Origin of the sequence: Nonomuraea sp. NPDC050202, from assembly GCF_040656115.1 — a bacterium.
Taxonomy (GTDB): domain Bacteria; phylum Actinomycetota; class Actinomycetes; order Streptosporangiales; family Streptosporangiaceae; genus Nonomuraea.
Genome location: NZ_JBFALF010000059.1, coordinates 1 through 13,836 on the forward strand (window position 1 = coordinate 1; position 13,836 = coordinate 13,836).

Annotated in this window: 13 protein-coding genes; 6 read left to right on the top strand and 7 right to left on the bottom strand. The window is 68.2% G+C overall.

Features of this window, described 5'->3' with window-relative positions:
* Nucleotides 1-64: 64 nt before the first annotated feature.
* Nucleotides 65-1,576, bottom strand: coding sequence for a fumarylacetoacetate hydrolase family protein (locus AB0I79_RS59265; protein ID WP_357894231.1), 1,512 nt, complete (start codon nucleotides 1,574-1,576; stop codon nucleotides 65-67).
* Nucleotides 1,577-2,222: 646 nt separating this feature from the next.
* Here AB0I79_RS59265 and AB0I79_RS59270 point away from each other — a divergent pair.
* Both AB0I79_RS59270 and AB0I79_RS59275 read left to right on the top strand, forming a co-directional pair.
* The gene (locus tag AB0I79_RS59270; protein ID WP_357894234.1) at nucleotides 2,223-2,573 is read left to right on the top strand and encodes a hypothetical protein; all 351 of its coding nucleotides are present in this window, start codon (nucleotides 2,223-2,225) and stop codon (nucleotides 2,571-2,573) included.
* Between the two features lie 150 nt (nucleotides 2,574-2,723).
* A complete protein-coding gene (locus AB0I79_RS59275; RefSeq protein WP_357894236.1) occupies nucleotides 2,724-4,451 on the top strand; it encodes a glycosyl hydrolase in 1,728 nt (575 codons plus the stop codon).
* Here the strand turns inward: AB0I79_RS59275 and AB0I79_RS59280 are convergent, their stop codons facing one another.
* Both AB0I79_RS59280 and AB0I79_RS59285 read right to left on the bottom strand, forming a co-directional pair.
* Complete coding sequence (locus AB0I79_RS59280; protein ID WP_357894328.1) at nucleotides 4,452-4,613, bottom strand: LysR family transcriptional regulator; 162 nt, start codon at nucleotides 4,611-4,613, stop codon at nucleotides 4,452-4,454.
* Nucleotides 4,614-4,720: 107 nt separating this feature from the next.
* Nucleotides 4,721-5,425: a hypothetical protein gene (locus AB0I79_RS59285; protein ID WP_357894239.1), complete on the bottom strand. Its 705-nt coding sequence runs from the start codon at nucleotides 5,423-5,425 to the stop codon at nucleotides 4,721-4,723.
* Between the two features lie 978 nt (nucleotides 5,426-6,403).
* On the opposite strand from AB0I79_RS59285, the gene AB0I79_RS59290 reads away from it, so the two are divergent.
* Entirely contained in the window at nucleotides 6,404-6,568 is a 165-nt protein-coding gene (locus tag AB0I79_RS59290; protein WP_357894242.1) for a hypothetical protein, read from the top strand.
* A gap of 164 nt (nucleotides 6,569-6,732) precedes the next feature.
* Here the strand turns inward: AB0I79_RS59290 and AB0I79_RS59295 are convergent, their stop codons facing one another.
* Nucleotides 6,733-7,914 (bottom strand): cytochrome P450, encoded by a 1,182-nt coding sequence (locus AB0I79_RS59295; RefSeq protein WP_357894244.1) that lies wholly within the window; start codon nucleotides 7,912-7,914, stop codon nucleotides 6,733-6,735.
* Between the two features lie 407 nt (nucleotides 7,915-8,321).
* Here AB0I79_RS59295 and AB0I79_RS59300 point away from each other — a divergent pair, with 407 nt between their 5' ends.
* Nucleotides 8,322-8,774, top strand: a complete 453-nt coding sequence (locus tag AB0I79_RS59300) for a peptidase inhibitor family I36 protein (protein ID WP_357894247.1) — start codon at nucleotides 8,322-8,324, stop codon at nucleotides 8,772-8,774.
* On the opposite strand, the gene AB0I79_RS59305 is transcribed toward AB0I79_RS59300, so the two are convergent.
* Nucleotides 8,668-8,940 (bottom strand): hypothetical protein, encoded by a 273-nt coding sequence (locus tag AB0I79_RS59305; RefSeq protein WP_357894337.1) that lies wholly within the window; start codon nucleotides 8,938-8,940, stop codon nucleotides 8,668-8,670. The two genes, AB0I79_RS59300 and AB0I79_RS59305, sit on opposite strands and share 107 nt — an antisense overlap.
* A 164-nt stretch (nucleotides 8,941-9,104) precedes the next feature.
* On the opposite strand from AB0I79_RS59305, the gene AB0I79_RS59310 reads away from it, so the two are divergent.
* Entirely contained in the window at nucleotides 9,105-11,126 is a 2,022-nt protein-coding gene (locus AB0I79_RS59310) for a hypothetical protein (protein WP_357894250.1), read from the top strand.
* 888 nt (nucleotides 11,127-12,014) lie between these two features.
* On the opposite strand, the gene AB0I79_RS59315 is transcribed toward AB0I79_RS59310, so the two are convergent.
* Nucleotides 12,015-12,641, bottom strand: coding sequence for an amidase domain-containing protein (locus tag AB0I79_RS59315; protein WP_357894331.1), 627 nt, complete (start codon nucleotides 12,639-12,641; stop codon nucleotides 12,015-12,017).
* Nucleotides 12,642-12,772: 131 nt separating this feature from the next.
* Nucleotides 12,773-12,907 (bottom strand): hypothetical protein, encoded by a 135-nt coding sequence (locus AB0I79_RS59320; protein WP_357894253.1) that lies wholly within the window; start codon nucleotides 12,905-12,907, stop codon nucleotides 12,773-12,775.
* A 574-nt stretch (nucleotides 12,908-13,481) separates the two neighbouring features.
* Between AB0I79_RS59320 and AB0I79_RS59325 the strand changes: the two genes are divergently transcribed.
* The gene (locus tag AB0I79_RS59325) at nucleotides 13,482-13,829 is read left to right on the top strand and encodes a hypothetical protein (RefSeq protein ID WP_357894256.1); all 348 of its coding nucleotides are present in this window, start codon (nucleotides 13,482-13,484) and stop codon (nucleotides 13,827-13,829) included.
* Nucleotides 13,830-13,836 lie beyond the last annotated feature (7 nt).

Genomic DNA, 13,836 nt, shown 5'->3' on the forward strand with positions numbered 1-13,836 from the left:
ACAGCTATCTGGCCGGCCTGCACCTACGCGGAGCCGTGTTATGGATCCGAAGCCTCCGCCCAGTCTAAAGATCCGAACTTCGTACAGGCTCTAGGTCCATCACGCGCACCTCCCGGCCGCCGACGTCCAGGATCAGCTCCCCTTCGTAGGAGCGGTCGGGCAGCCGCAGGCGGATGCCGCTGAAGTCGAAGGCGCCGAAGCGCTCGCGGAAGTACGGCGTCGCCGGGCCGACGTCCACGACCTGGGTGGCGGTCAGCATCTCCGGCGGCATCTCGTGCCGCATCTCGGTACAGGTCGCCGCCGCGGCGATGATCTCGACGCTCTCCCCCAGCAGCTGGTTGCCGTGGGTGTGGTCACCGTTGGCGTGCGTGATGACGGCGTGGGCGAGCGGGTGCCGGTCGGTGACGGCGCGCATGGCGGCGAGCATCTCGGCCGTGAGCGGGAGGTCGAACAGGGTGTCCACCAGGAGGGACGCGCCGTCACCCGCGATCAGGCCGGCGTTGCTCCAGCCGTACCCGCCGTCGGGCAGCAGCCACGCCCACACGCCGGCGCCGACCTCGTGCAGGCCGCGCGTGTAGGGCAGCCGCGACGGGGCGCGGTTGACGCGCGGGCGAGGCGGCCGCCGGTCGGGGTTGGGCCGGGGCGCCAGCCGGTACGGCGCCGCCGACGCGCGCACGCTCTGCCGGGTCTCGCCCAGCCCCTCCACGCTCAGCTCGACGACGTCGCCGTCCCGCAGCCAGCCGGGGAAGGAGGCCGGGTCGGCGAGCGACAGGTGCTCGATGAGGCAGCAGCCGGGCACCGTGCCCGAGCCGAACACGTCACCGGGCAGCAGGTCGACGCCGCGCGAGGCGTAGGAGACGACCTCGCCGAAGCTCCAGTCCATGGCGTCGGTACGGCCCGAGCCGATGGTGCGGCCGTTGACCTTGGCCTCGACGCGCAGGGCGAGCCGGCCGTCGCGGCGGTAGGGCGCCAGCTCGTCCGGGGTGACCAGGAACGGGCCGAGGGTGGTGGCGCCGTCCTTGCCCTTGGCCTGGCCGATCGCCAGCGGCGACTCGCGCAACTGCAGGTCGCGGGCCGACCAGTCGTTGTAGATGGTGTAGCCGATGATGTGCTGCTCGGCCTGCTCGGGAGTGAGGTCGCGGCCTCCGGGGCCGATGACTGCGGCGACCTCCAGTTCGAAGTCGAACCAGGCGCTCCCGGGAGAGATCGGTACGTCGTCGTACGGGCCGACGATCGTCGCCGGGGAGGCGAAGTAGAAGGCGGGGATCTCGTACCAGGCGTCCTTGAGCGTGGGGGGCGCGCCGGAGGCCTGCTGGCAGTTGCGCATGTGGTCCAGGAAGCACAGGCAGTCGCGGACGGACGGTGGGCGTGGGATCGGCGCGCGCAGCCGGGCGTCGGCCAGCGGGACCGGGCGCTCGTTCGAGGCTAAGGCTGCTTCCCCGGCGGCACGCAGTTCGTTTGCGCCCCGCCTGATGAGCTCGATCAGACCGACACCCGGCGGGACGGGGTGGATCAGGTCATCGCCGAGCACGCCGGCGCGGTCACCGATGTCGGTCGCGTAGGTCACCCAACGCATGGAAGCCTCCTCAGTTTCTATGTTGACGGACATAGGTTATATCCGCCAGCATGCAATCTGCCATCCGGCATACCTGATCGGATGGCATCCATGGTCACGCGACGCATCAGAGGACTCAAGAGAGCCGTCGGCCGAATTCTTCGCCGAGAAGGGGTCCGGCAGAGGAGCTTCATCGACATCGCCGACAAGACGGGCGTCAGTCACGGCTCCCCCCGTCCGACGGAGCCGGCAAGGCGCGAACCAGATCATGGGCTTCATCCGGCTGCGGGGTACGCGCTTGTTCATCATCCTGCCGGCCGAGGCCGTGGAGACCGGCCCGCCGATCCGCGAGCACTACGCGCGTCCATGCGGCGCCGCGACAGGACGTGCAGGCCCGGACGCCGGCCCAAGCGCCGCCTCCGGGCACAACTCCGGCGCTGCGCCGGCTTGTCTTGCTCCGACGTGAGCAAGTCCGCCGAACGCGGCCGTGCCCTCGTGGCCCGACAACAAACCGGGGGGTCAAGAACAAGCACAGTGGAGGTTCACGCGGATATGGCCGGCGTGGAGGTGCTGGACCGCAGCGCGGCGCAGGCGAACTGGGCGAGCCGTTCGGGCAGGTCGTGCGGGTCATGGTGGCAGATGATGGGCCGTCGGTGCGGCGCACGCGGTGCCCCTGCTCGTGCTGCCGTCGAGCCTGTGGCGGGTCGGCCTGGCCGCGGGACTTCCGCTCGGCTACACCGAGCAGGGCCTGCGCGACATCATCGGCACGACCATGTGGGGACCGCTGTACCTGGTGGCTCTGGCCGGGCTGACCGAAGGTGCGGCCCTGCTCACGCTCGGCGTCGCGGTACTGACCCTGCTGTGGACGCCGTTCCTGTTCTGGTGGACACTGCCGCACGCCGACATGACCGGGACCGGAAGGCTGCTCGTCGGGCTCGTCTACCTGCCCCTCGTGGCGTGGGCACCGCTGCTCGCCGCCGTCACGGCGTCCTACCAACGCCGCCGTGGCGTGTCATGAGCATGGTGTGAACGTTTCACCGGCGGGACACGGATCGGTGCTGGCAGGCGGCGCGCGGGGCCCGCCACCGGCTGGTGATCTTCCTTGGCCGGCGCCGCGCCCCTAGGTTGAGGGCCGCCCCCGGTCTCCTCGTTTCGTCAAGGCGGTGCCATGAAGGTCAGGCTGGTCGCACTGCTCGCGCTGGTCGCCGCGTTGCTCGCCGTACCGGCGACGGCAGCCAACGCCGTCCGGGCGGCGCAGACGGTCGAGGCGGAGGACGGCGTGCTGGACGGCGTCGTCGTCGAATCCGACGCCGCCGGCTATTCGGGAACCGGATACGTCGCCGGGTTCGACACCGCCACCGACACTCTCACGATGACGATCCCGGACAGCCCTGGCGGCCTGCACTCACTTACCGTGCGCTACAGCGCGCCGTTCGGCACGAAGACCGCCACCCTGCGGCTCAACGGTGCGGGCCATGGTGACGTGGTGCTGACCGAGAGCACGGCCTTCACCAGCGCGGCGGCGGGCAAGGTCCTGTTGCTCGAGGGCGACAACACGGTGACGATCGTGAACAACTGGGGCTGGTACTACATCGACGCGATCACCGTCGAGCCCGTGAACCCTCCGCCGCCGCACCAGGTCACCGGCACACTGGTCAACCCGCACGCCGCGGCCGAGGCCAAGGGACTGATGCGCTACCTCACCGCCAACTTCGGCAAGAACCTGATCTCCGGGCAGCAGGACATGCCGAGCGTCGAGTGGGTGCGGGAGAACGTCGGGGCGACTCCCGCGATCGCCGGGCTGGACATGATGGACTACTCGCCCAGCCGGGTCGAACGGGGCGCCACCAGTGAGGAGGTCGAGCGGGCCCTTCAGTGGGACGCCGAGGGCGGCATCACCACGTTCGTGTGGCACTGGAACGCCCCCAGCGGGCTGATCGACGAACCGGGCAAGGAGTGGTGGCGCGGCTTCTACACCGACGCGACCACCTTCGACGTGGCCGCCGCCCTCGCCGATAAGGACTCGCAGGACTACCGGCTGCTGATCCGCGACATGGACGCCATCGCCGTCCAGCTCAAGAGGCTCGCCGACGCGGACGTCCCGGTGCTGTGGCGTCCCCTGCACGAGGCCGAGGGCGGCTGGTTCTGGTGGGGCGCGAAGGGCCCGGAGGCGGCCAAGGAGCTGTGGCGCATCCTCTACGAGCGGCTGACCGACCACCACGGGCTGAACAATCTCATCTGGGTCTGGAACTCGGTCTCGCCCGCCTGGTACCCGGGCGACGACGTGGTCGACGTGGTCAGCGTCGACTCCTACCCGCCTGCCGGAGACCATGGTCCGCTCAGCGGCCAGTACGAGAAGCTGGTCGACCTGAGCGGCAACCGCAAGCTCGTCGCGCTCGGCGAGGTCGGCTCCATCCCCGACCCGGCCCTGGCCCGCGCCTACCATGCGCACTGGAGCTTCTTCGTCACCTGGTCGGGATCGTTCGTCCAGGACGGTCAGCACAACTCGCTGGAGTTCCTGAAGCGGGTCTACCAGGACCCGCACGTCATCACCCGCGACGAGCTCGGCGACTTCAAGAACCACGGCTCCGGCTGCACCGCCGCCTATCGCGTCCTCAGTTCCTGGGACACCGGATTCCTCGGCGAGGTGAAGGTCAAGAACACCAGCGCGGCCACCATCAAGGGCTGGACCGTCGGCTGGCGTCCACCCGCGGGCCAGGCCGTCACACGGCACTGGAACACTGCCCTCACCGTCTCCGGCGGCCGGATCACAGCCGGCAACACCCGATACAACGCCGCCGTCCGACCCGGCGCAACCACCTCCTTCGGCTTCCTTGCCACCGGTCCTGCCACCACCCCTGCTCACCTGTCCTGCACCACAGAGCCCGACCGGTGATCATCGGGGTGCAGGCAGGTGCAACCGTGGCGAGCAGCGCCCAGCACGCCGACCGCGGTGGCAAGCCATCGACGGCTGGGCGACGCGCAACGACTCCGCCGCCGCCGTCACCGAGCCCTCCGTCGCGACCGTCAGGGCGTACTCGAACTGGCGAAGGCTGATCGGCTCCCGACCCTCCCTGGTGGAGCGGGTTCCACCCCGTCGTCATCGTGTCCCGATCCCGCCTCAACGCGCTCTCGCCGCGAACCCTTCCCGGAGGTAGCGCCGTCCTAGGGAGTGATGATCTCGCGCGTGGGGTGCAGGCTGGCGTCGAGCGGGACGCGGTCGCCAAGCGGGCGGCTCAGCTCGACCGTGTACGGCGTCGCCGGGTTGCCCATGCAGTTGTGGAAGTTGCCAGGGGCGCGTTCGACGCCGATGACCAGGCGCACGTCCCGGTCGGTCTCCTCCAGCCCGACCACCCGGATCCGCCCGGCGGCCGACTGCCCGCTGGCGCAATCCCGTTCGGTCACCAGCAGGTGGAGGCTGTTGCCCGTGGCGGGCTTCGCCGGGTCGAGGGCGAGTTCGGCGACGCCCAGGTCGCCCAGGTCCTGCCGCAGGCTGCAGCCGCCGCGGCTGCGCAGGTGCCAGCTCGGGCGGCCGTCCGCAGCCGGCGGGCCGAAGCGCTCGACCACCAGGAAGTCGTGGGTGGCCGTCGCCCTCCCGCGTTCTTCCGGTTCGTCGAACCTCTTCATGATGGCGACGCGCTCGCCGGTCTCCTCGACGATGCGCCACTTGTCCAGGTCTTCAACCGGGCGGACCTCGTGCCCCTTGAGGGCGGCCCGGCCGTCGGGGCCGAGCTGCGTCGCCGGGCGTGCGGTGCTCATCACGTCCAGCGGGATCGGCCGGTCGTGGCAGGTGTAGGTCGGCTCGGCGGCGTCCGCCAGCGGCGTTCCGCAGCCGGAGGCGAGGAGCAGGAGCGCGACGATTCGCTTCACACCCTGGACGACGTGGTCATGCGCCGCCCGGTTCACGGGCTGCCGCAAGAAATGGTGGCTGTGACGTCCGCTGCCGCGGCAGCGGACGTCAACGATGAGACATCATTGCTGGTCGGCCACCACGACGTCATCCAGGTGCACCCCATCCCCCGCCCCCGGTGACATCCACCCCCGCGGCAGGCGATTCGGTCACCGGTCATTCATCGTCCGGAACCCCCGGAGGCAGGGGCTCGGGAGGAACGGGAACGGGCCCGGAAGGTGCCTGCGCCACGGTGGTGGCCCCGTCGGCGGCTTGTGCCGCGGGCACAGCCGAAGTGCTTACCAGACTTGCCGCTACCAGTAGATGTCCGACCATCAGAGATCACCTCATGATGTAGACGTTCGCCCAGACGATGCGGGCTGACGGAGCACTGACCGGGGCGCCGATGAAACACCCTCGCTCTCCCCCACCACCCTGCCCCGATGCGCGAGCCCGGTCTCCCTCCCGGAGGCAAACCTTTCGGCGTGATGCGTGAGCAGGCCTTTATGTCGCCCAGCGATATAGGCTCCACTTGCACTCCCTGAACGGGCGGGCTTCCTTGAGCCCGTTCGACAGTCCACGTGGACGCGGGCAGGACTGTGCGCTGGCGTCACGCTACTCGCCCTGCTGGGCATCGAGTTTCTCGCCCTGATGCCCGCAGAGACTCCGGCACATCGGCAGGCCGCGGCCGAAGAGGTCCGGTGCCACACCGGTGGCGCGTCGGGGAGCACGCCGGGGGTGTCGCGGGCCCGTTACCGGTCCTGCAAGCCTTCCGGCTTCAAGGGGAAGTCCTGCGCGGGCGCCGCGGCCCTCGACCGCGATCTGAAGGCGTTCCTCGCCGACCGCCGCGAGGCCGAAGCGGTGGCAAGGGACAGGAACCCGTGTGCTACCGCTGCCGGCAAGGTCGCCAAGACCGCACGGCGTGGCGACGGGCGGTGTTCCCCCACATGATCACCGGGGTGAAGGCCGAACGACCCCTGCCGGACCAGCTGCTGCGCTTCGGCGTGCGCTTCGCCGGCGGCGCCAAGGCCACCACCGTCGGACGGCGCCTGAACAGGACACGACTCCCGCAGGAGCCGCCGCCGGCCCCGATCCAGTTCGAGGACACGTTCACCGTGGCATGACAACCCAAGAACGCGACTCCACCAAACCCAGGGCGCACCGCCCTGAAGCACCCGCGAGAGCGGCGAACGCACGCCGCCCAGCACCCGGACACGACTGACCTGTCGGTCGCAAGCCCACCCCGTGGCGCCGCTGCCCTCCGAGCGGCCGGTCAGGCAAGGAATGATCAGCCGAAGCGCAGGGGCAGAACCTCGGGGCCCTGGATGCCGATGGGGGTCATCCGGGGCACCGGGCACGCGAGGGACGGCGGGCCCAGCCGGGTGGCGAGGGCGGCCAGCGCCTCGCTGACCTCGACGCGGGCGAGCGCGGCGCCCAGGCAGTGGTGCGGGCCCGCGCCGAACTGCAGCGGCGGCACGTCCCTGACGGCGGTGATGTCGAACCGGTCGGCGGCCTTGTACGCGCGCGGATCCCGCTGGGCGACCTTCACGCACATCGTGAGGTACGCCCCCTTCGCGATGGGCAGCCCCTGGTAGTCGAAGTCCTCGACGGCGTACCGGTAGACGGTGGGCACCGAGGGCTGCCAGCGGATCACCTCTTCGGCGGCCTGGACCGCGAGTTCCGGCTGCCGCCCGAGCAGCGTCCACTGATCGGGATGCCCCGCGAAGGCGAGCATGGCGTTGTCGAGCTGGTGCCGGGTCGTGTCGTGGGCGGCGAACACGAGGGTGACCAGGAGGTTGCTCAGCTCATCCCGGCTGATCTGGCTCTCGTCGGCGAGGTGGGCGGCGACCAGGTCGGAGCTGAGATCGTCGCCCGGCCGGGCGGCCTTCTCGTCGATGAGGTGACCGACGTAGTCGTAGAGGCCGACGACTGCCCTCTCCAGCCGGGCCACCACGTCGCCGCCCCCGGACAGGGTGAAGACCAGGCCGAGGTCGGCGGTCCAGGTGCCGATGAGGTCGTAGTCCTCGGGCCGTACGCCGAGCAGCCGGCACATGACCGTCAGCGGCAGCCGGTTGCCGAACTCGGTGACGAAGTCGCGCGTCTCGTCGCCGGTCAGGCGGCCGGCCAACCGCTCGGACTGCTCCCGTACGAACGGCCGCAGCGCGGCCAGGCGGCGGGCGGTGAACGCCTTGTTCGACAGGCCACGGAGGCGGCGGTGGTGCTCTCCTTCGTGGTTGACGATCATCGGTACGAACCAGTCGTAGATCGGGCCGTCGACGATGCCGTGCGTCTCCATGTAGCGTTTGCCGTCGTGCTCCATCCTGCGGTCGCGCAGGAGTTCGCTGGCCTCGTGGTAGCGGAGCACGAGCAGGCCGATGGGGCTGTCGGCGTACCAGCTCTCCGCCTGGGCGGCATAGACCTCCGGAGTATCGAAGTCGAAGTCCGGGTCCAGGACATCGAGGTACGACACGGCGGCCTCCTTGAGGAATTCTCACCTGCCTTGGTGCGGGCACCCCACGATCCCCCGGGATCACGGGCGGAGAAAGTAACGCTCTACTCACCCGGGTGAATAGGGGCCGGCCATAGCCAAGAATGCGGCCGTCTCGGAGCCGGGTACGCCCGGTCACCCGGCGTGACGCCTCCTCCCGGTCGCCGGCGAGGTGGTCGGCGATCGGTCAGGATCTGGGCTTAATTTGATCGAGCCGCCGTAGGGCGGTTCTTCTCACCGGGCTTTCGAACGGGTTCCGGCGGAAAACCTGCCCACCGGGCCGGTTCAAGAGAGGTGAGCACATTGTTGACCAGACCTGACACCCGTGGTCGTCGGCGGGTTATCACCGCGCTCGTCGCCGGTGCCGCGATCTTCACGGCCTCGGCGTCATGGGGCGTGCCGGTCCAGCACGCCGAGGCCGCCTCGCCCGAGCCGAGCCCGATACCCACGGCGCCCGGTCCGGCGAAAGGCGACGACGTGAAACAGGGGGACGCCGCGGCCATTGGGAGCGAGATCTGCGCCCCGGCAGGTTCTGCATCTGGGGCGATATGAACTACGAGGGACGCCGGCTCACGAGCAGCGGGGACGCACCCAACGTAGGGGACTGGATCAACGACATGACGACGTCGTTCTGGAACCGGACCAACAAAACGTACTGCATGTACCAGCACGTCAATTACGGCTATCTCATTTCGTGGAAACCGGCGAACTCCACATGGGAGTGGCGCTGGGAGGTCAAGCCAGGGGGTTCCAGCCCTTACATCGGCCTGGAGAACGACGTGCCGGCGCCGTACTTCCTCTGCCATTCCCAAGGGCGTAGAACTCGGCGGTGCTGTGCGTGACCTCGCCGACGCCGACCACCTGCGCGTCACCCACCATCGCGCCGAAGGCGTCCAGGTCGCGGGTCAGCGGCTTGGCCACGGAGTCGAGCGCGGTGACAACCTCCGCCTCGCCGGTGCCGCCGGTGCCGGCGGTGTCTGCGACGGCCGCAGAGGTGCCTGCCGCCATCGGCCGACGCGCTCTCAGCTGACTGACCCCGGAGCGGACCTTCCGCGCGTTGTACGGCCATGAACGCCTAAACCACTCTCATCAACCATTTCCCATGAATCGATCCATGGGGTCGGCAAGGTTGTGGGACGCTCGTCGAAACGGGACAGCGGAGCAGCGCGATCATGATGATGTGGGCGGGTAGACGTCGTCAGCGGGGGCGCCTGCTGGCCGTGCTCGGCTTGGCGGCGTTCCTGGCGGGGGTCGCAGGTTACCTGTGGTGGTTGTTCGGCCTGGACGGAGCCGCCAGCGATGCGCCGCTGGCGGTTTGGAACAGCCGAGCAGGCGTGGCCAGTCTGGCGTTGACGGCGGTGGGCCTGCCCTTGACCGTGCTCGGCACGCTCTACGGCAGGCGGGCCGCGCGCCTGGCCGCTCTCGATCTCACGCCCCTGGAAACACAGCTGCGCAGGCAGCTCCGGCGGCGTTACGGCGACCGGAAGGGTGAGTTGCAGCTCACGACGCCGTTGAAGGTGGAATGGCGTCCCATCAGCAAGGAGCGTCAGGTCACCGCGAGAGAATCGCAGAGACTCGATGACAGCCAGGGCCGTGACGTGGCGGCACTCGCCCGCGCGTTCACCAGGCTGAAGTCTCCCCAGATGGTCATCGTCGGGCCGCCAGGATGCGGCAAGAGCGTGACAGCCCTGCTGCTCGCCGAGGAGCTTCTGTCGGACGAGGAGGCCGAGCGGCGGTGGCTGCCGGTGCTCGTCTCGTTCTCCGACTGGCGCCTCGCCCGCGAACGCGGTGACGGCAGGCCCGCGCGGCAACCGTTGCGAGAGTGGATAGCGGCCCAGATCGACCAGGATTTTCTTGATTCGCAGGCCGACTTCAACCGCAGAGATGCGGCCGCACTGGTGGACGGCGGGCGCATTCCGATCATCCTCGACGGGTTCGACGAGCTGGCACCGGACGTGGGCGCCCTTGCCCTGCAAGAGCTGACCTGTTCGGGAACCGAAGGTCTGCCCTTCATCGTGACCTGCCGGCTCGAGCCGTACCAGCAAGCCGTCGAAACGTCCCGGCGTGCGCTCGGGCGAGCCGCCGTGGCGGAGCTGCAGCCGATCGGCGACCCCAAAGAGATCATGAAATTTCTGACCGCCGCGTCCTTCACGCACGAGAGCGATCGGTGGGAACAGGTGCGGGCCCGCATGCGGGACAGGAAGGGAGCGCTGTTCAACGTACTGCGTAATCCTCTGATGGCTCATCTCGCGAATGTGGCCGTTCGGGACGGCGGCAAGGAGCCGGACGAACTGGCCGCCCTCGAAGAGGAAGCTGACATTCGCCGCTACCTGTTCGAGCATTACCTTCCCGCCCTGTACGGCGGCGACGCGCAGCGAGCGACCAAGCAACTCGGGGTTCTGGCCAGGCTCCTGGAGAGCAGGCAGGAGGTGGCTCTGGCGTGGTGGCGCCTGCACCTGCAGATTCCCAACGTGCACAAGCGGGTCGGGGTCACCATCGCCCTCGCGACGTTTGCCGCGTTCGCCCTTCAATACGGTCCTTTCCGGCCTTTTAGCCTGATGGCAGGCTTTGTGGCCTACTGGCTAGCCATGTCCATCACGCTAGGCGGCGAGCCCCGGCACCTGGGGCTCCACCACCAGCGCCTGCTGCTCGCCGGCCTTGCCGGCATCGCCGCCGGGATGGGAGCGTTCGCGCTGGCTCCGCCGGACCTGCGATGGTTCGCCGCAGCCGTGATCGGCCTCCCTACGGCCGGCTGGGCGGCCCTGCTGCTCAGCGCGCACCCGCCTCGTCGGTCCGATCCGAGCAGGCCCCGGACCATGCTCGGCGTCCAGCGCGCAGCGCTGCTGGCCATCGTCCTCATGGGTCTGATACGCGCTCTGATCCAGACCCCGCACGGAATGTTCTCCTTGATGATCGAGCTCGCGGAGACCCTGTTCTACTGCGTGGTCATCTGCGCGGCGGCGCGCGTCGGCGGGGCCTGGCTGACGTTCAACCTCGCCCGGATATGGCTATTCTTCAAGTGGGACTTCCCGTGGAAATTGATGACCTTCCTCGAAGAGGCGCACCGGCTGGGCGTGTTGCGCAGATCAGGATCCGTCTACCAGTTCCGCAATGTCGAGATTCAGCGCCATCTCGCCTCCATCGCACAGCCCGCGCTGGAGAAACGGTCTGCGACGGCTCGCGTGAGTTCCTGAACGTGAGGAGCGGGGGTCCGTCGGTGAGGGCCGGTTCTTGCATCTGCCGACCGGCCATGGTTTTCACCATGGATCGCAACAGATCCGCGTCGTCGGTCTCGATCTGCTTCGCCGACCACTGCTCGGACGTCACACTGGGATCCACGGCCATCGCCTGGTTCTCCTTCGAATCTTGATCTTGCTACTCGAAGGATCACGTCATTTCACCACGCCATGCCTGTGACCAGGCCAAACTCATACACCGCTCCCGTGGACGCAACCCTACTGGCCCTCGACGTGGCGATCTGGCGCAACTGGGCCTGCAGTGCAACCCGTAAACGATCTATGATCTGCTACGACCACATTCGTGCCATGACCAGCACCTCATTGCACATAGCCTGTAGGGCGAGCCGTCGAGGCCGGGGTCATTGCCGGATGGGGATGCGCTCCCAGGGCGACATACCAGCGCCGCTCCTGGCGAGTGAGCACCAGGGTCTCGTGATAGCGCCCAGAGGTGCTGCGCCCCACGAGCCGGGCAGTCGCCATCTTCGGCGAGATCTCGCTGCTGATGTCGACATTCTCCAGCCGGATCTGCCGGCCGCCATGCGTGTCCAGCCGCCGCCGGATATCGGCTGCCGGGTCGTTCCCGATCGGAGCCAGCAGAGCGAGCCTCTGCGCATCATGCGTTCAGCCCGAGCACATAGGCGTCCACCGCGGCCCGGGGAGTGGCGGCACTCCAGGAGCCTCCGCGATGCCGCACCCGAACAGCTGCGTGCATCCGGCGAAGGTCAAAGCCCAGGCCAAAGCCAAGGTCGGCCTCCACCGGATGTCCGAGATGATGCTCATGTCTGCCGTGTCACGTCCGATGTGCGTAGAACCATGCATCGGGGGTCGCCGCGGTGATACTGCTCAGTCTCTTATTGTAAGTATTGACGCTGTGGTGGTCATGTACAGCTCGTCGGCATTCTGTCCTGCACCGTCGCGGCCGGTGACGAGCATGGAGTGGCTGATGTTGTCGTTCCGGTCGAAGTCAATTTGCAGAACGTCGCTGACACCCATCTCCCAGATGTGGCCGAGAACTTCTGTCCTGCCAGAATTGAAGGGAGAGGCGAACCAGTACCAGTTTTCGGCCGCTGCCCAGGTGCAGGTGGAGCTCCAGTTCCCTTCGTGCCCGTAGTACCACAGGTCGGGGAGGGGCCGGTTCTCACCTGGCCAGGATCCCGTCTCCGCCCAGCCTCCGGCCTTGACTATCTGCGACAGGAAGTTGGTGCAGTCGCCACCTTCACCGCCGTAGGTTCGATAGTTCGGGTTGTAATTGTCCCAGTACTGCAGGGCGTATCTCGTCATTGCGCCGTAGTCGTAGGCAATTGTGGAGTTACCGGGGGCACGATAGGTGGGCGACGATTTGTTGTTCCCTGTGCCCTGGGCCGTCGTCTGTGGCCGGGATGTGCTGCTGATCTTCTTACTGGATGGAGCGGCTGCTCGAACTCGTCCTTGAAAGCCTGGCGTGAGCAGCCGTGTTGCAGGGGAATAAATGACATGTAATGTCGCTCATAATCGTGGGTCGCGGGTTCAAGTCCCACCCGCCCTACCACGCCGACCTGCGGCTTTTACCCGAGTCTGTAGTCGCGTCGTCTGATCGTGAGTCACGGTGAGCGGCATGTGAGTCACGTCGTCTCCCGGGCCTCGCTGATCTTCCGGTTGGTCGCCCGGACCGCCTTCAGCACCAGCCGCGCCGTCGCCCGAGCACTGTCGTGATACAGCTGCGGCAGCACCGAGACGTAGGTGTCGGCGGTCATCACGGTGCTGGCATGCTGTCCCGCTCGGAAACCCGGTTTCGTACTGTGAGCGGGCAGTTCGCTGCGCGCTCGGAACGGCTGCTGCGACCGTCCCAGGGTGTTGTTATCGTTTGCCAACCGGTTGCTGAGGGGCGTGTTCGAACTGCTGGCGGCACTGGTCCGCGCTGACCTGCCCAAGGACGTTGAGCTGTTGGTGCTCCGTCACGAGAACCAGGTGCTCCGCCGTCAGCTCGGCGGCCGGCCGCAACGGGGTCACGCCGACCGGCTCTGGCTGGCGGCGTTGTCGCGGCTGATCCCCGCCGCCCTCGGTCACAGGTCAACCAGCGTGCCGTGCGGCGGCCGTACCCGATCGGGCCGTGTCCGTCGAACACTGGCTTGTGACCACGGACCCGGCACCACAGCACGAGCCGAGGTACGTGGCGTACCCAGAAGGCGTGATGGAAGAGCATGCCGCGCTGGCGACCGTTCCGAGGCGTGCGAGGCAGGCTGGTGGCAGCAGGCCGGATGAGTGACCCGGGCCAAAGGTATAGGAGACCTTGGTGCACGCACTCGTTCCCGCCCACTGCCCTCGCTGTTCATGCAACGTCTGGTGGCATCGCCCGGCTCGACGGCTCGCGCGCCGCATCCGCCTCATCGGCCCGGCGTGGATGGCCGTGATCATCGCCATCCCACCGTCCATCGCCACGGTGGTCACGTTGTTGCGCTGAGCCCCGGCACCGGCCTCACTCAGCGTCACCTCCTGCTGCTGAAAATGGACTTCCTCGGCCTGCGAAACCTCACTGTCATCGGCGACGCCATCGCCAACGTCCGCTCCAACATCGGACCATCAGATCGTCGACAGGTCACGGCATCGGAGCCGGCGCGCACGGCTCGTTCCCGGCGTCCGCGAACAGGCGCACGCACCTGCGGCAGTTCACCGCGATGACGTCATG